Genomic DNA, 16976 nt, shown 5'->3' on the forward strand with positions numbered 1-16976 from the left:
CTCTATGTAACTGGACAGGATCACTATGCCGGCTTCATTCGTTCATCTACGCCTGCACACTGAATACTCCCTGGTCGACGGGCTGGTGCGGATCAAGCCGCTGGTCAAGGCACTGACGGCCATGAACATGCCGGCGGTCGCGGTCACCGACCAGAACAACATGTGTTCCCTGGTCAAATTCTACAAAAACACCATGGGCGCGGGCATCAAGCCGATCTGCGGCGCCGACCTGTGGCTGTCGAACAAGGACCCGGACGCACCGCTGAGCCGGCTCAGCCTGTTGGTGATGAACGCCAAGGGCTATCGCAACCTCACCGAGTTGATCTCGCGCGGCTTCATCGAAGGCCAGCGCAACGGCATGATCATCGTCGAGCGCGAGTGGGTTGCTGAAGCCAACGAAGGCCTGATCATGCTGTCCGCCGCCAAAGAAGGCGAGATCGGCATGGCCATGATCGGCGGCAACCCGGCTGAAGCTGAAGCGTTGGCGCGCGAATGGATGGCGGTATTCCCGGATCGTTTCTATCTGGAAATCCAGCGCACCAACCGTCCCAACGATGAAGAACAATTGCACGGTGCCGTCGCCCTCGCCGACAAGCTCGGCGCGCCGCTGGTGGCGACCAACGATGTGCGTTTCATCAAGCAGGAAGACTTCGCCGCCCACGAAACCCGCGTGTGCATCGGTGAGGGCCGTGCCCTCGACGATCCACGGCGCTCGAAGAATTACAGCGATCAGCAATACCTGAAAAGCGCCGAGGAAATGATCGAGCTGTTCAGCGATATTCCCGACGCGATTGAAAACACCGTCGAGATCGCCAAGCGCTGCAACATTGAAGTGAAACTGGGCACTCACTTCCTGCCCAACTTCCCGATTCCCGATGGCATGACCATCGACGAGTATTTCCGCAAAGTCTCCTTCGACGGTCTGGAGGAACGCTTGTCGGTGCTGCTGCCCAAGGACACCACCGAAGACTACGAAGCCAAGCGTCAGGTCTACGTCGACCGGCTGAATTTTGAGCTGGATATCATTATCCAGATGGGTTTCCCCGGTTACTTCCTCATCGTTATGGACTTTATCCAGTGGGCCAAGAACAACGGCGTGCCGGTAGGTCCGGGCCGTGGGTCGGGTGCCGGTTCGTTGGTGGCTTATGTACAGAAGATCACCGACCTCGATCCGCTGGAATACGACCTGCTGTTCGAACGTTTCCTTAACCCGGAACGGGTATCCATGCCCGACTTCGACGTCGACTTCTGCATGGACGGTCGCGACCGGGTGATCGACTACGTGGCCGAGAAGTACGGCCGCAACGCGGTAAGCCAGATCATCACTTTCGGTTCCATGGCCGCAAAAGCGGTGGTGCGTGACGTAGCGCGGGTGCAGGGCAAGTCCTACGGCCTGGCGGATCGTCTGTCGAAGATGATTCCGTTCGAAGTCGGCATGACCCTGGAGAAAGCCTACGAGCAGGAAGAAATCCTCCGTGACTTCATCAAGGTTGATGAAGAAGCTGCGGAAATCTGGGAAATGGCGCGCAAGCTCGAAGGCGTTGTGCGTAACGTTGGTAAACACGCCGGTGGTGTGGTTATTGCGCCGACCAAACTGACTGACTTCTCGCCAATCTATTGCGATGAGGCCGGTGACGGTCTGGTGACCCAGTTCGACAAGGACGACGTTGAAGCGGCCGGTCTGGTGAAGTTCGACTTCCTCGGTCTGCGGACCCTGACGATCATCGACTGGGCGCTGAAAACCATTAACCGTGATCGCGCCAAGGTCAACGAGCCGCCGCTGGATATCGCGTTTATCCCGCTGGACGACAAACCGACGTACTCGCTGTTGCAGAAAGCTGAAACCACCGCGGTGTTCCAGCTTGAATCGCGCGGCATGAAAGAGCTGATCAAAAAGCTCAAGCCCGACTGCCTGGAAGACTTGATCGCACTGGTGGCCCTGTTCCGTCCGGGCCCGCTGCAGTCCGGCATGGTGGACGACTTCATCAACCGTAAGCACGGCCGCGCCGAACTGGCGTATCCGCACTCGGATTACCAGTACGAAGGTTTGAAACCGGTTCTGGCACCGACTTACGGCATCATCCTGTATCAGGAACAGGTGATGCAGATTGCTCAGGTCATGGCCGGTTACACCCTTGGCGGTGCGGACATGCTCCGTCGGGCGATGGGTAAGAAAAAACCCGAAGAAATGGCCAAGCAGCGCGGCGGTTTCATTGAAGGTTGCGCGACCAACAACATCGACGCCGACCTTGCCGGTAACATTTTCGACCTGGTAGAAAAATTCGCCGGTTACGGCTTCAACAAATCCCACTCCGCCGCCTACGGCCTGGTCTCGTACCAGACTGCGTGGCTGAAAGCTCACTACCCGGCGCCGTTCATGGCAGCGGTACTTTCTGCGGACATGCACAACACCGACAAGGTCGTGACCTTGATCGAGGAAGTGCGCACGATGAAGCTGCGCCTCGATGCGCCGGACGTGAACACTTCGGAGTTCAAGTTCACGGTGAACGACGACGGCCGCATCGTTTACGGCCTGGGCGCGATCAAAGGTGTTGGTGAAGGCCCGGTTGAGGCGATCACCGAGGCGCGTCAGGAAGGTCCGTTCAAGGATCTGTTCGATTTCTGCGCGCGGGTCGACCTCAAGCGCATCAACAAACGTACCCTCGACGGCTTGATCCGCAGCGGTGCGCTGGATCGTCTGGGGCCGTACTTCCATGACGAACAGAAGGCTTATCAGGCCAACATCGACCGCAACCGCGCCGTGCTGCTGGCAGCGATGGAAGAGGCGATCAAGGCGGCCGAGCAGACCGCGCGTACCCACGACTCTGGTCACGCCGACCTGTTTGGCGGGCTGTTTGTCGAGGAAGACGCCGACGTGTATGCGTCGCACCGCAAGGCCAAGGAGCTGACTCTCAAGGAGCGCCTCAAAGGTGAGAAAGACACCTTGGGCCTGTACCTGACCGGTCACCCGATCGACGAATACGAAGGCGAGATCCGCCGTTTCGCCCGTCAGCGCATCATCGACCTGAAGCCGGCGCGCGATACGCAAACCGTGGCGGGGATGATCATTGCCCTGCGGGTGATGAAGAACAAGAAGGGCGACAAGATGGGTTTCATCACCCTCGACGACCGTTCGGGGCGGATTGAGGCGTCGCTGTTTGCCGATGCGTTCCATTCTGCGCAGTCGTTGTTGCAGACCGACGCGATGGTGGTGGTCGAAGGCGAAGTCAGCAACGATGACTTCTCCGGTGGCCTGCGCCTGCGGGTCAAACGTGTGATGAGCATGGAAGACGCGCGCACCAATCTGGCCGAAAGCCTGCGCCTGAAGCTGCAAACCCAGGATCTCAAAGGCGATCAGCTACGCTGGTTGGGGGATTTGCTCAAGCGTCATCGCGGCGCGTGCCCGATCACCATGGAGTACACCAGCCCGGATGCGAAGACCTTGCTGCAGTTCGGCGAGACCTGGCGGATCGATCCGGCGGATGCGTTGATTCAAGCCCTGCGTGACCAGTTCGGGCGAGACAACGTCTTCCTCCAATACCGTTGACCGGCAAGTGCCATCATGGCGCTTGCCCGCAACCTGAATTTTTAATCTCGACCTCAGCGCGCCTCTCCCTTAAGGTAGGGCGCGAATAGACAACCGGCCGGCCCAAGCTCATTTGGGACACGACCCAAGACGGACGCCTATGAACCCGAATTTTCTAGATTTCGAACAGCCGATCGCCGACCTGCAAGCCAAGATCGAAGAGTTGCGCTTGGTCGGTAATGACAATTCGCTGAATATCGGCGATGAGATCTCCCGCCTGCAGGACAAGAGCAAAACGCTGACCGAAGACATCTTCGGCAAGCTGACCAGCTGGCAGATCGCACGCCTGGCGCGTCACCCGAAACGCCCGTACACCCTCGACTACATCGAGCATATCTTCACCGAGTTCGACGAACTGCACGGTGACCGTCACTTCTCTGACGACGCGGCCATCGTTGGCGGTATCGCCCGTCTGGAAGACCAGCCGGTGATGATCATCGGTCACCAGAAGGGTCGTGAAGTCCGTGAGAAGGTGCGCCGTAACTTCGGCATGCCGCGTCCGGAAGGCTACCGCAAGGCTTGCCGTCTGATGGAGATGGCCGAGCGTTTCAAAATGCCGATCCTGACCTTCATCGACACCCCGGGTGCCTATCCTGGCATCGACGCTGAAGAGCGTAACCAGAGCGAAGCGATCGCCTGGAACCTGCGCGTGATGTCGCGCCTGAAGACCCCGATCATCGCCACCGTTATCGGTGAGGGTGGTTCCGGTGGTGCACTGGCCATTGGCGTCTGCGACCAGCTAAACATGCTGCAGTACTCGACCTACGCGGTAATCTCGCCGGAAGGTTGCGCTTCGATTCTCTGGAAAACCGCCGAAAAAGCGCCGGATGCTGCTGAAGCAATGGGCATCACCGCCGAGCGTCTGAAAGGCCTGGGCATTGTCGACAAGGTGATTGGCGAGCCTCTGGGCGGCGCGCACCGTGATCCGGCGGCTGCGGCTGCATCGATCCGTGCCGAGCTGAGCTCGCAACTGGCGATGCTGAAGAAGTTCGATAACGAAGCGTTGCTGAAGCGCCGTTATGATCGACTGATGAGCTATGGTCTCTAAGTCGAGCGCAATACCCCTGTAGGAGTGAGCCTGCTCGCGATGAGGGCGTAACATTCAACCAATGTGTTGGCTGTCACACCGCTATCGCGAGCAGGCTCACTCCTACATTTGTTTTGGGGCAAAGAGTTAAATATGGGGCAGTCCATGATTGATTTGCCTTCACGGCTTTTGCACAACCTTGAGCCTTGGCGCAATGCCGCTCATTGGCGTATCGCGTTTTCCGGTGGTCTCGATTCCACCGTCCTGCTGCACCTGCTTGCCGATCTGGCAAAAACCGAATCCATCCCCGCGCTAAGCGCTATCCATATCCATCACGGCCTTCAGGCTGCGGCTGATGCGTGGCCGCAACATTGCCAGTCCGTGTGTGATGCGCTGGGAGTGCCGTTGCTGATCGAGCAGGTGACGGTGCAACCAGGCGCGAGTCTGGAGCGGGCGGCGCGGGATGCGCGTTACGCCGTGTTCAGTGCGCTGACCCAAGCTAATGAGGCGTTAATCACTGGTCAGCACCGTGATGATCAGGCGGAAACACTGCTGTTCCGGCTGCTGCGTGGTGCGGGAGTGCGCGGATTGTCGGGAATGCCGCAGCAAAGGCCAGTGGGGCAGGGCATGTTGATTCGCCCGTTGCTGGATGTCACTCGAGCCGAGCTGGAACGTTACGCGCAGGCTCACTCGTTAAGCTGGATCGAAGATCCGTCAAATCAGGATCGACAGTTCTCGCGCAATTACCTGCGCCATCAGGTCATGCCGGTGCTGAGCGAGCGCTGGCCGCAAGCGCAGGCGAACATGGCCCGCAGCGCCGCGCATCTGCGTGAAGCTCAGGGGCTGCTCGATGAGTTGGCGCAGATCGATCTGGCGCAAGCCGCGACTGCTCATGATTATGAATGGCTGGTTTTACCGTCGCTGGAACTGGCGCCGCTCGCCGCACTGTCTGCTGCCCGGCAACGAAACGCGATCAGCCATTGGCTCGAACCCTTCACGCAACTGCCAGATACCGACCACTGGTCGGGTTGGAAAAATCTGTGCGACGCCGCTCACGATGCTTCACCAGTATGGCGTCTGGCCGATGGCGAGCTTCATCGCAGCGCCGGGCGTCTGTGGTGGCTGAGTGGCAACTGGCTACGCACGCCGATGATCGGCGTCGAGTGGCAGAGTCCGGCGTCAGCGCTACGCTTGGCCGATAACGGACATGTCACGTTCAGCGGGCAGACTCCCGTCGGGCCTTTGCGCATTGCCTATCGTCAGGGCGGTGAAGTCATGCAACTGGCGGATCGCGGCCACCGTGACCTCAAGCGCCTGCTCAATGAGCGCGCGGTCCCGGGCTTCATGCGTGGCAGATTGCCGCTGCTGTTTCGCGGCGATGAATTGCTCGCGGTGGCGAACCTGCCGGGACTTGATGGTCATGCACAGGACGGCTGGAAATTGCATTGGCTGCCAACAGACGAAGATCAAGGTTTGAGCTGAAAGGAGCATTCCGGTAGACTACGCTCCCTTCTTGATACAACTTCTGTGGATTCGCCTGAATTGCAGGAGTTGCCGATTACCAAGCAGTCTTTGCTGGGCGATTCCAAAAAATGTGTAGCGAGCAACGTACCGGTGTTTCACCTGCCGGTCTGTCCCAACGCGGCGGTTTTTTTGAAAGGTGCACTGTGATTAATGCAGGTGATCGGGGGCTTCGGCCTTCCTTCGCTTTCCCCGGCGGCTCGTACCGCTTTAACGCAGACTTCTAGGGTTTTTCATGACGCGCTACATATTCGTCACGGGCGGTGTTGTTTCTTCATTGGGGAAAGGCATTGCATCGGCTTCATTGGCAGCCATCCTGGAGGCGCGGGGACTTAAGGTCACCATGCTGAAGCTGGATCCGTACATCAACGTCGATCCGGGCACCATGAGCCCGTTCCAGCACGGTGAAGTGTTCGTCACCCACGACGGCGCCGAGACCGACCTGGACCTGGGGCACTACGAGCGGTTCATCCGCACGACCATGACCCAGAACAACAACTTCACCACCGGTCGTGTCTACGAGCACGTGCTGCGCAAAGAGCGCCGTGGTGACTACCTGGGTGCAACCATCCAGGTGATCCCGCACATCACCGACGAAATCAAGCGCCGCATCATCAAGGGTGCCGGTGACGCTGACGTGGCGATGGTTGAAATCGGTGGCACCGTCGGTGACATCGAGTCGCAACCGTTCCTCGAAGCCATCCGTCAACTGCGTTTCGAAGTCGGCGCCAAGCGCGCGATGCTGATGCACCTGACACTGGTGCCGTACATCGCCACCGCTGGCGAAACCAAGACCAAACCAACCCAGCACTCGGTAAAAGAACTGCGTTCGATCGGCCTGCAGCCAGACGTGCTGGTGTGCCGTTCCGATCACCCGATCGACATCTCGTCGCGTCGCAAGATCGCTCAGTTCACCAACGTTGAAGAGCGTGCGGTGATCGCACTGGAAGACGCCGACACCATCTACAAGATCCCGGGCATCCTGCACTCGCAGGGTCTGGACGATTTCGTCGTTGAGCGTTTCGGCCTGCAATGCGGCAGCGCGGATCTGTCCGAGTGGGACGCGGTGGTTGACGCCAAGCTGAATCCGGAACACGAAGTGACCATCGCCATGGTCGGCAAGTACATGGAGCTGCTGGACGCTTACAAGTCGTTGATCGAAGCGATGAGTCACGCCGGCATCAGCAACCGCACCAAGGTCAACCTGCGTTACATCGATTCCGAAGACATCGAAAACCAGGGCACTGCGCTGCTCGAAGGTGTTGACGCGATCCTCGTACCGGGCGGCTTCGGTCTGCGCGGCGTGGAAGGCAAGATCACTGCCGTTCAGTACGCTCGCGAAAACAAGGTTCCATACCTGGGTATCTGCCTGGGCATGCAAGTGGCGGTCATCGAGTTCGCCCGTAACGTGATGGGCTGGAAAGACGCCAACTCCACCGAGTTCGATCGCGCCAGCGGCCATCCGGTTGTCGGTCTGATCACCGAGTGGGAAGACGCGACCGGTGCCGTTGAAGTTCGTACCGAATCGTCCGACCTGGGCGGCACCATGCGCCTTGGCGCTCAGGACTGCCTGCTTGAAGCCGGTTCCAAGGTCCACGACTGCTACGGCAAGGACGTGATCGTCGAGCGTCACCGTCACCGTTACGAAGTGAACAACAACCTGCTGCCACAGCTGATCGAAGCTGGCCTGAAAATTTCCGGTCGCTCCGCTGATGCGGCGCTGGTTGAAGTGGTTGAAGCGGCCGATCACCCATGGTTCGTTGCTTGCCAGTTCCACCCTGAGTTCACCTCGACACCACGTGATGGCCATCCGCTGTTCAGCGGTTTTGTCAAAGCAGCGTTGGCTCAACACCAGAAGAAGGCGTAACCCCGATGGCACAGAAGATCATCCGCGTCGGCGACATCGAAATTGCCAACGACAAACCCATGGTGCTGTTCGGCGGCATGAACGTGCTGGAAAGCCGTGACATGGCCATGCAGGTTTGCGAAGAGTACGTAAAGGTCACCGAAAAACTCGGTATCCCTTACGTGTTCAAGGCCAGTTTCGACAAGGCTAACCGTTCTTCTGTGGCCTCTTATCGTGGTCCTGGCCTGGAAGAGGGCATGCGCATCTTCCAGGACATCAAACAAGCCTTTGGCGTGCCGATCATCACCGACGTCCACGAGCCTGATCAGGCCGCGGTCGTCGCTGAGGTCTGCGACATCATTCAACTGCCGGCCTTCCTGTCGCGCCAGACCGATCTGGTCGTCGCGATGGCCAAGACCAATGCAGTGATCAACATCAAGAAAGCCCAGTTCCTCGCGCCTCAGGAAATGAAACACATCCTGAACAAGTGTGTGGAAGCGGGTAACGATCAATTGATCCTCTGCGAGCGTGGTTCGAGCTTCGGCTACAACAACCTCGTGGTCGACATGCTCGGCTTCGGCATCATGAAGCAGTTCGAGTACCCGGTATTCTTCGACGTGACCCACGCGCTGCAAATGCCTGGCGGTCGTGCCGACTCCGCTGGCGGTCGCCGTGCCCAGGTTCTGGATCTGGCCAAGGCGGGCATGAGCCAGTCGTTGGCAGGTCTGTTCCTCGAAGCGCACCCGGATCCGGACAATGCCAAATGCGACGGCCCTTGCGCCTTGCGTCTGGACAAACTGGAGCCATTCCTGGCCCAGCTCAAGGCTTTGGACGAACTGGTGAAGAGTTTTCCGACGGTAGAAACCGCGTAACACTCAATTCTCCGGTAAAGTACCGCACGATTTGTCGCTCATGCCCTCGGGCATGAGCGTTATCGTCTGCAAGCCTGCCCGCTGCACACCCCTTGCCGACGGTAAAAAGATTTCCTCTAGCTGCGTCGTTTTCGTCAACTTTGGAGTGTTTACAACAATGGCAAAAATCGTCGACATCAAAGGTCGTGAAGTTCTCGACTCCCGTGGCAATCCCACCGTGGAAGCGGACGTGCTTCTCGACAACGGCATCATCGGCAGCGCTTGCGCGCCGTCCGGTGCATCCACTGGCTCGCGTGAAGCACTCGAGCTGCGTGATGGCGACAAGAGCCGTTACCTGGGCAAGGGCGTGCTCAAAGCGGTAGCCAACATCAACGGTCCGATCCGCGATCTGCTGCTGGGCACCGACCCAAGTGACCAGAAAGCCCTGGATCACGCGATGATCAAGCTCGACGGTACCGAAAACAAGGCAACCCTGGGCGCCAACGCCATCCTCGCCGTGTCCCTGGCTGCGGCCAAGGCTGCTGCACAGGATCAGGACCTGCCGCTGTACGCACACATCGCCAACCTCAACGGCACTCCGGGTGTTTACTCGATGCCGGTACCGATGATGAACATCATCAACGGTGGCGAGCACGCCGATAACAACGTCGACATCCAGGAATTCATGGTGCAGCCGGTTGGCGCCAAGTCGTTCTCGGAAGGTCTGCGCATGGGCACCGAGATTTTCCATCACTTGAAAGCTGTGCTGAAGGCCCGTGGCCTGAGCACTGCCGTTGGCGACGAAGGCGGTTTCGCACCGAACCTGGCGTCCAACGAAGACGCGCTGAAAGTGATCTCGGAAGCTGTGGCCAACGCCGGTTACAAGCTGGGCACCGACGTGACCCTGGCGCTGGACTGCGCGGCTAGCGAATTCTACGAAGACGGCAAGTACAACCTGTCCGGCGAAGGCCAGGTGTTCACCGCTGAAGGTTTCGCCGATTACCTCAAAGGCCTGACCGAACGTTATCCGATCATCTCGATCGAAGACGGTCTGGACGAGTCCGACTGGGCTGGCTGGAAGATCCTCACCGACAAGATCGGCGAGAAGACTCAGCTGGTGGGCGACGACCTGTTCGTAACCAACACCAAGATCCTGAAAGAAGGCATCGATAAAAAGATCGCCAACTCGATCCTGATCAAGTTCAACCAGATCGGCACCCTGACCGAAACCCTGGAAGCCATCCAGATGGCCAAGGCTGCCGGTTACACCGCAGTGATCTCGCACCGTTCGGGCGAAACCGAAGATTCGACCATTGCCGACCTGGCTGTGGGCACCTCGGCTGGCCAGATCAAGACCGGTTCCCTGTGCCGTTCCGACCGCGTTTCCAAGTACAACCAACTGCTGCGTATCGAAGAGCAGTTGAATGGCAAGGCCAAGTACAACGGTCGCAGCGAGTTCCGCGGCTAAGTACAAATCGATGGAAGGACACCGGATTGTGTCGAAAAAGTCGTGACAGCGATGGATTTGCCACTAATCTGATGCCTTAACAGCACAAGCCTGGGTCTTCCAGGCTTCGTGCTATCAGATGCTTCAAAGTTTTGGCGTGGCTGTCTTTTTTCACTGGATACCTGATATTCGATGCGCAGTCCTTACTGGTTGTTTCTCGTTTTGCTCTTGCTACTGGCCGGTTTGCAGTACCGCCTGTGGGTGGGCAATGGCAGTCTGGCGCAAGTCGCCGAGCTGAATCAGCAGATAGCTGATCAACACGCCGAGAACGAAGGTTTGCTGGAGCGCAATCGCGTGATGGACGCTGAAGTCAGCGAGTTGAAAAAGGGCATGGAGACCGTTGAAGAGCGGGCTCGTCACGAACTGGGCATGGTCAAGGACGGCGAAACCCTTTACCAGTTGGCCCAATGATCAATTCCCTGCCGGCCTTCTGGGCCGTGATTCCTGCTGCGGGCATCGGTGCCCGAATGGCCGCGGACCGTCCCAAGCAATACCTGCAACTGGGCGGACGCACAATTCTCGAACACAGCCTCGGCTGCTTCCTCGATCACCCAAGCCTTAAGGGCCTGGTGGTCAGTCTTGCTGTTGATGATCCTTATTGGCCGAACCTGGCGTGCGCTGGCGATTCGCGTATTCAGCGCGTCGAGGGCGGCGCCGAGCGTTCCGGCTCGGTGCTCAATGCTTTGCTGCATTTGCATGCGCAGGGTGCCGATGATGAGGATTGGGTGCTGGTGCACGATGCGGCACGACCGAATCTGAGTCGCGAAGATCTCGACAAGTTACTGGATGAACTGGCGGACGATCCGGTCGGCGGCCTGCTCGCCGTTCCGGCGCGCGACACCTTGAAGCGAGTCGACAAGCACGGTCGTGTGCTGGAGACCGTGGATCGCAGCGTGATCTGGCAGGCGTATACGCCGCAGATGTTTCGCCTCGGCGCGTTGTATCGGGCGTTGGCGGACAGTCTGGTGGCGGATGCTGTGATCACTGATGAAGCTTCGGCGATGGAGTGGGCGGGGCTTAAGCCTCGTCTGATTGAAGGGCGGGCGGATAACCTCAAGGTGACCCGGCCGGAAGATCTGGAGTGGTTGCGTCAGCGTTGGGCGAATCGCCGCTGAATTTTTGTGGTGCCTGTTGAATCGCCATCGCGAGCAGGCTCACTCCTACATTTTGAAATGCGTTCCCCTGTAGGAGTGAGCCTGCTCGCGATAGCGCATTTACAGCCAACGCAACACTCATTCCTGATACTCCGGCCGCTCAGCCAATCCTTCCTTGAGAAAATCCACCAACTTGCGCACCTTCGGCGACAAGTGCCGCTGTTGCGGGTATAGCGCCCACACCGCCGTATTTGGTGGCTGATGCGCCTCCAGCAACGAAATTAGCGCGCCGCTGTGCAAATGCTCCAGCACGTAATAATCCGGCAACTGACACAGCCCAACCCCCTGCAACGCCGCATCCAGCACCGCTTGCCCGCTGTTGCAGCGCCAGTTGCCCTGCACGCGCTGGGAAAACTCCCGTCCGTTTTGCTCAAGCTGCCAGATGTCCGAGCTGCCAATCAGGCAATTGTGCCGACTCAATTCCGACAGGCTATGTGGGCGACCGTACCGCTCGACGTAGGACGGTGACGCACACAGATACATTCGCCGTGGCGCCAGGCGTGTCGCGACCAACCGCGAGTCCTGCAAGCGGCCCAGGCGAATCGCCAGATCAAGGCCTTCATGTACCAGATCGAGCTGGCGATTGCTCAGTTCGATATCGATGCGCAGTTGTGGATAAAGCCCCATGAACCGCGTCACCAGCGGCACGATAAAACGCTCGCCGTAGGCTACTGCGCAGGTCATGCGCAGCATGCCCTTCGGTTCGCTGGTCAGATCGCCGACGGCGCGCAATGCTTCCTCGCGACCGTCCTGCAAGCGTTGGCAATGTTGCAGGAAGGTCTGCCCGGCCTCAGTCAGTGTCACCCGGCGTGTGCTGCGATAGAGAAGTCGCGTCTGAAGTCTTTCTTCCAGCCGTACGATTTGTCGGCTGATGTGCGAGGACGAAACTCCAAGACGCTCGGCAGCGGCAGTGAACTGGCTGCATTCAGCGACGGCGACGAACTCGTCGATGCCTTCCCAGCGATTTTCGGACATCGGGATTATCCCTGTATGGCAATAATGTTTTGCTTTTGTCCTGATTATTCATCGTGAAGCCATGTATTACACTCCTTGTCTGGTTTTTTATTCATTGGATTCACTGGAGAGTCAGCATGATCAAGTCGCGCGCCGCCGTTGCCTTCGAGGCCAAGAAGCCGCTGGAAATCGTAGAAGTCGATGTCGCCATGCCCAAGGCCGGTGAAGTCCTGCTGCGCGTAGTGGCTTCCGGGGTTTGCCACACAGACGCTTACACCCTGTCCGGTGCAGACCCGGAAGGTATCTTCCCGTCGATCCTCGGCCACGAAGGCGGCGCCATCGTCGAAGCGATCGGCGAAGGCGTGACCTCGGTTGCGGTGGGCGATCACGTCATTCCGCTGTATACCCCGGAATGCGGCCAGTGCAAATTCTGCAAGTCGGGCAAGACCAACCTGTGTCAGGCGATTCGCGCGACTCAGGGCAAGGGTTTGATGCCGGACGGCACTTCGCGTTTTTCCTACAAGGGCGAAACCATTTTCCACTACATGGGTACTTCGACATTCTCGGAATACACCGTGTTACCGGAAATCTCCGTGGCCAGGATCTCCAAAGATGCGCCGCTGGAAAAGGTTTGCCTGCTGGGCTGCGGCGTCACCACCGGTATCGGTGCGGTACTCAACACTGCCAAGGTCAAACCCGGTGACACCGTGGCCATCTTCGGTCTGGGCGGCATTGGTTTGTCCGCAGTCATTGGCGCGGTGAAAGCCAAGGCTGCGCGAATCATCGCCATCGACATCAACCCGGCCAAGTTCGAGATCGCCAAACAACTCGGCGCTACCGACTGCGTAAACCCGAAAGATTTCGATCGTCCGATCCAGGAAGTGATCGTCGACATGACCGATGGCGGTGTCGACTTCTCCTTCGAGTGCATCGGCAACGTGCAATTGATGCGCGCCGCCCTTGAGTGCTGCCACAAAGGTTGGGGCGAGTCGGTCATCATCGGTGTTGCCGGTGCCGGTCAGGAAATCGCTACCCGTCCATTCCAGTTGGTGACCGGTCGCGTCTGGCGCGGTTCGGCATTCGGTGGCGTGCGCGGTCGTACCGAGTTGCCAAGCTACGTCGACATGGCCCAGAGCGGCGAGATTCCGCTGGATACTTTCATCACCCACACCATGGGCCTGGAAGACATCAACAAGGCCTTCGACCTGATGCACGAAGGCAAGAGCATCCGTACCGTCATTCATTTCTAAAAGCAGAGCCAAGTACAAGCTTCAAGCTGCAAGCAAAGGCGCTTTTGCCCTTTCTTGAAGCTCGAAGCTTGCCACTTGCAGCTGGGAGAATCCCATGAGTCTGGAAAACATCTCCTGTCAGAAGAGTTTCGGCGGTTGGCACAAGCGTTATCGCCATCGCTCAGACGTGCTCGGTTGCGACATGGTGTTCGCCGTATACCTGCCGCCGCAGGCGGAACAGGGCGGCAAGTTGCCGGTGGTGTACTGGCTGTCAGGCCTGACCTGCACCGACGAGAATTTCATGCAAAAGGCCGGCGCGATGCGCATGGCTGCCGAACTGGGTCTGATCATCGTTGCGCCGGACACCAGCCCTCGTGGGCCGGATGTGCCGGGTGATCCGGATGGCGCGTGGGATTTCGGCCTCGGTGCCGGTTTCTATCTGAATGCCACGCAGGAACCTTGGTCGCGCCACTATCGGATGCATGACTATGTCGTGCATGAGTTGCCTGCACTGGTCGAAGCGCATTTCCCCGCCTCGGACAAACGCAGCATCAGCGGTCACTCCATGGGCGGTCACGGTGCGCTGGTCTGCGCGCTGCGTAACCCGGGACGCTATCAATCGGTGTCGGCGTTCTCGCCAATCAACAACCCGATGGATTGCCCGTGGGGTCAGAAAGCCTTTTCGCGCTACCTGGGCGAAGACCGTTCCAAATGGAAAGAGTGGGATGCCTGCGCACTGATTGCCGAGGCGGATGAAAAACTGCCGCTGCTGGTCGATCAAGGGGATCGCGATGACTTCCTCGCCACCCAGCTCAAACCCGAAGCTCTGCAACAAGCGGCAAAACAAGCGGGTCATCCGCTGACATTGCGCTTGCAACCGGGCTACGACCACAGCTATTTCTTCATCTCAAGCTTCATAGACGACCACTTGCAGCATCACGCACAAGCCCTTCGGGACTAATGCAGGTAGAATCACGCCCTGACAAAAATCGGGGCGTTTTTTTATGCGTATTGGCCACGGCTATGATGTGCACCGTTTCGCTGAAGGCGATTTCATTACTCTGGGCGGCGTGCGCATCGCACACAGCTTCGGGCTGCTCGCTCATTCCGACGGTGACGTCCTGCTGCACGCCTTGAGCGATGCCTTGCTCGGCGCCGCTGCGCTGGGTGATATCGGCAAGCATTTCCCGGACACCGACCCGCAATTCAAGGGCGCCGACAGCCGTGTGTTGCTGCGTCATGTGGTCGCGCTGATCCATGCCAAAGGCTGGAAAGTCGGCAACGTCGACAACACTATCGTTGCCCAGGCACCGAAAATGGCCCCGCATATCGAATCGATGCGCGCGCTGATCGCGGCGGATCTTCAAGTTGAGTTGGATCAAGTGAACGTGAAAGCTACCACCACCGAAAAGCTCGGCTTTGTCGGTCGCGAAGAAGGCATCGCCGTGCACTCCGTTGCCTTGTTGCTGCGCGCATGAATGAACTGCAATTGCTCGGCCCGCGTGCCTATGGTGAACCCCTCGGCACGGCGGTACTGAAAGCCATCGCTGAAGACTTTCAGGTCGATGAAGTCCTCGATATTCCGTTCAGCGGCGATGGCGAACATCTGTGGATCTGGGTCGAAAAACGCGGCCTGAACACTGAAGAAGCCGCGCGGCGTATCGCCAAGGCTGCCGGCGTGCCGTTGCGCACCGTCAGCTATGCCGGTCTCAAGGATCGTCAGGCGCTGACTCGCCAGTGGTTCAGCGTGCAATTGCCGGGCAAGGCCGATCCGGATCTGTCGGCGGCGGAAAACGACACGCTGAAGATTCTCAAGACCACTCGCCACAAACGCAAACTGCAACGCGGTGCGCATTCGGCCAACGGTTTCACCTTGCGTTTGACTCAGTTCGATGGCGACAAAGCAGCGATTGAGCAGCGTCTGCAGCTGATAGCCCAACAAGGCATCCCCAATTATTTCGGCGCCCAGCGTTTCGGCCACGACGGCGGCAATGTTGTTGATGCGCGTTCTTGGGCGGCGCGCAAGGCGTTGCCGGAGCAACGCAATGTTCGTTCGCGCCTGCTCTCGACCGCGCGCAGTTTTCTCTTCAACAAGGTGCTCGCCGCACGAGTGGCCGATGGCACCTGGCAAAAAGCCCAGGTCGGCGACCTGCTCGCGTTCACCGACAGCCGCAGTTTTTTCCCGGCCGGAGAAGCTGAATGCAGCGACCCGCGTCTGGCGATTCTCGATCTGCACCCGACCGGTCCTCAGTGGGGCGAAGGTGACTCGCCGACCGCAGGCGTTGTCCATGAATTGGAGCAGGGGATCGCCGCCGATGAAGCAGAGCTGCGCGATTGGTTGATTCATGCCGGCATGAGCCACGAACGTCGCATCCTGCGGCTGCCCATTGCCGGGTTGACGTGGCATTATCCCCAGCCTGACATTCTGCAACTGGAATTCGTCCTCCCGGCCGGATGCTTCGCCACCGTATTGGTGCGCGAGCTTGTTGATCTGGTGCCGGTGGGGCAGACGGACAGCCCATGCGTATTCTGATTTCTAACGACGATGGGGTAACCGCACCCGGTCTCGCCGCGCTTTATGCTGCGCTGGCGGATTACACCGAGTGCGTGGTTATCGCCCCGGAGCAGGACAAAAGCGGCGCCAGCAGTTCGCTGACGCTCGACCGTCCGCTGCACCCGCAATACCTGGCCAACGGCTTTATCAGCCTCAACGGCACCCCGACCGACTGCGTGCACCTGGGCCTCAACGGCTTGCTGGAGCGCGAGGCGGACATGGTGGTTTCCGGGATCAACCTCGGCGCCAATCTTGGCGATGACGTGCTGTATTCCGGGACAGTGGCGGCCGCCCTTGAGGGACGTTTTCTCGAGCGTCCGTCGTTCGCTTTTTCGCTGGTCTCGCGGCAGGTGGATAATCTGCCGACGGCGGCCTACTTTGCGCGCAAACTGGTCGAGGCCCATGCCGGGCTTGATCTGCCACCGCGCACGGTGCTCAACGTGAACATTCCCAATCTGCCGATCGACCATATTCGCGGTATTCAATTGACCCGCCTCGGCCATCGCGCCCGTGCAGCGGCGCCGATGAAAGTGGTCGATCCACGGGGCAAGGCCGGTTACTGGATTGCCGCGGCCGGTGATGCCGAAGATGGCGGCCCGGGCACTGATTTTCACGCAGTGATGCAGGGCTATGTTTCCATCACGCCGTTGCAGCTCGATCGCACCTTCAACGATGCGTTCAGAAGCCTCGACGGCTGGCTGGAGGGACTGCGCTGATGGCCCGTGAACATGAAGACAGGCTGCGCAG

General features: G+C 59.0%; 14 protein-coding genes. 13 read left to right on the top strand and 1 reads right to left on the bottom strand.

Going from position 1 to position 16976, the window contains the following annotated elements:
- Positions 1 to 25 precede the first annotated feature (25 nt).
- The 8 genes from dnaE (at position 26) to ispD (ending at position 11453) form a co-directional block, all read left to right on the top strand.
- On the top strand, positions 26 to 3547 hold the full coding sequence (dnaE, locus tag CKW26_RS23955; RefSeq protein WP_038357916.1) for a DNA polymerase III subunit alpha: 3522 nt from the start codon (positions 26 to 28) through the stop codon (positions 3545 to 3547).
- 139 nt (positions 3548 to 3686) lie between these two features.
- Complete coding sequence (locus CKW26_RS23960) at positions 3687 to 4634, top strand: acetyl-CoA carboxylase carboxyltransferase subunit alpha (protein ID WP_038357918.1); 948 nt, start codon at positions 3687 to 3689, stop codon at positions 4632 to 4634.
- Positions 4635 to 4766: 132 nt separating this feature from the next.
- Entirely contained in the window at positions 4767 to 6095 is a 1329-nt protein-coding gene (tilS, locus tag CKW26_RS23965; protein WP_095050405.1) for a tRNA lysidine(34) synthetase TilS, read from the top strand.
- A 274-nt stretch (positions 6096 to 6369) separates the two neighbouring features.
- Positions 6370 to 8001, top strand: a complete 1632-nt coding sequence (locus CKW26_RS23970) for a CTP synthase (protein WP_093436570.1) — start codon at positions 6370 to 6372, stop codon at positions 7999 to 8001.
- Between the two features lie 5 nt (positions 8002 to 8006).
- On the top strand, positions 8007 to 8852 hold the full coding sequence (kdsA, locus tag CKW26_RS23975) for a 3-deoxy-8-phosphooctulonate synthase (RefSeq protein WP_095050406.1): 846 nt from the start codon (positions 8007 to 8009) through the stop codon (positions 8850 to 8852).
- 157 nt (positions 8853 to 9009) lie between these two features.
- Positions 9010 to 10299 (top strand): phosphopyruvate hydratase, encoded by a 1290-nt coding sequence (gene eno, locus CKW26_RS23980; protein ID WP_093436567.1) that lies wholly within the window; start codon positions 9010 to 9012, stop codon positions 10297 to 10299.
- A 171-nt stretch (positions 10300 to 10470) separates the two neighbouring features.
- Positions 10471 to 10749, top strand: a complete 279-nt coding sequence (ftsB, locus tag CKW26_RS23985; RefSeq protein ID WP_007908838.1) for a cell division protein FtsB — start codon at positions 10471 to 10473, stop codon at positions 10747 to 10749.
- On the top strand, positions 10746 to 11453 hold the full coding sequence (gene ispD / locus CKW26_RS23990; RefSeq protein WP_095050407.1) for a 2-C-methyl-D-erythritol 4-phosphate cytidylyltransferase: 708 nt from the start codon (positions 10746 to 10748) through the stop codon (positions 11451 to 11453). The genes ftsB and ispD overlap by 4 nt, the downstream gene beginning before the upstream one ends.
- A 117-nt stretch (positions 11454 to 11570) precedes the next feature.
- Here the strand turns inward: ispD and CKW26_RS23995 are convergent, their stop codons facing one another.
- Positions 11571 to 12467 carry a LysR substrate-binding domain-containing protein gene (locus CKW26_RS23995; protein ID WP_095050408.1) on the bottom strand — a complete coding sequence of 299 codons (897 nt, stop codon included), beginning with the start codon at positions 12465 to 12467 and terminating at the stop codon, positions 11571 to 11573.
- Between the two features lie 116 nt (positions 12468 to 12583).
- Between CKW26_RS23995 and CKW26_RS24000 the strand changes: the two genes are divergently transcribed.
- From CKW26_RS24000 to surE, 5 genes are all read left to right on the top strand, one after another.
- Entirely contained in the window at positions 12584 to 13696 is a 1113-nt protein-coding gene (locus tag CKW26_RS24000; protein WP_093436558.1) for an S-(hydroxymethyl)glutathione dehydrogenase/class III alcohol dehydrogenase, read from the top strand.
- A 94-nt stretch (positions 13697 to 13790) separates the two neighbouring features.
- Positions 13791 to 14636: an S-formylglutathione hydrolase gene (gene fghA / locus CKW26_RS24005; RefSeq protein ID WP_095050409.1), complete on the top strand. Its 846-nt coding sequence runs from the start codon at positions 13791 to 13793 to the stop codon at positions 14634 to 14636.
- A 43-nt stretch (positions 14637 to 14679) separates the two neighbouring features.
- The gene (ispF, locus tag CKW26_RS24010) at positions 14680 to 15153 is read left to right on the top strand and encodes a 2-C-methyl-D-erythritol 2,4-cyclodiphosphate synthase (protein ID WP_038979164.1); all 474 of its coding nucleotides are present in this window, start codon (positions 14680 to 14682) and stop codon (positions 15151 to 15153) included.
- A complete protein-coding gene (truD, locus tag CKW26_RS24015) occupies positions 15150 to 16208 on the top strand; it encodes a tRNA pseudouridine(13) synthase TruD (RefSeq protein ID WP_095050410.1) in 1059 nt (352 codons plus the stop codon). Before ispF ends, truD begins: the two co-directional genes overlap by 4 nt.
- Positions 16196 to 16945 carry a 5'/3'-nucleotidase SurE gene (surE, locus tag CKW26_RS24020; RefSeq protein WP_007908831.1) on the top strand — a complete coding sequence of 250 codons (750 nt, stop codon included), beginning with the start codon at positions 16196 to 16198 and terminating at the stop codon, positions 16943 to 16945. The genes truD and surE overlap by 13 nt, the downstream gene beginning before the upstream one ends.
- Positions 16946 to 16976: the final 31 nt, after the last annotated feature.

Origin of the sequence: Pseudomonas sp. Irchel s3h9 (genome assembly GCF_900187475.1) — a bacterium.
Classification (GTDB): Bacteria; Pseudomonadota; Gammaproteobacteria; order Pseudomonadales; family Pseudomonadaceae; genus Aquipseudomonas; species Aquipseudomonas neuropathica.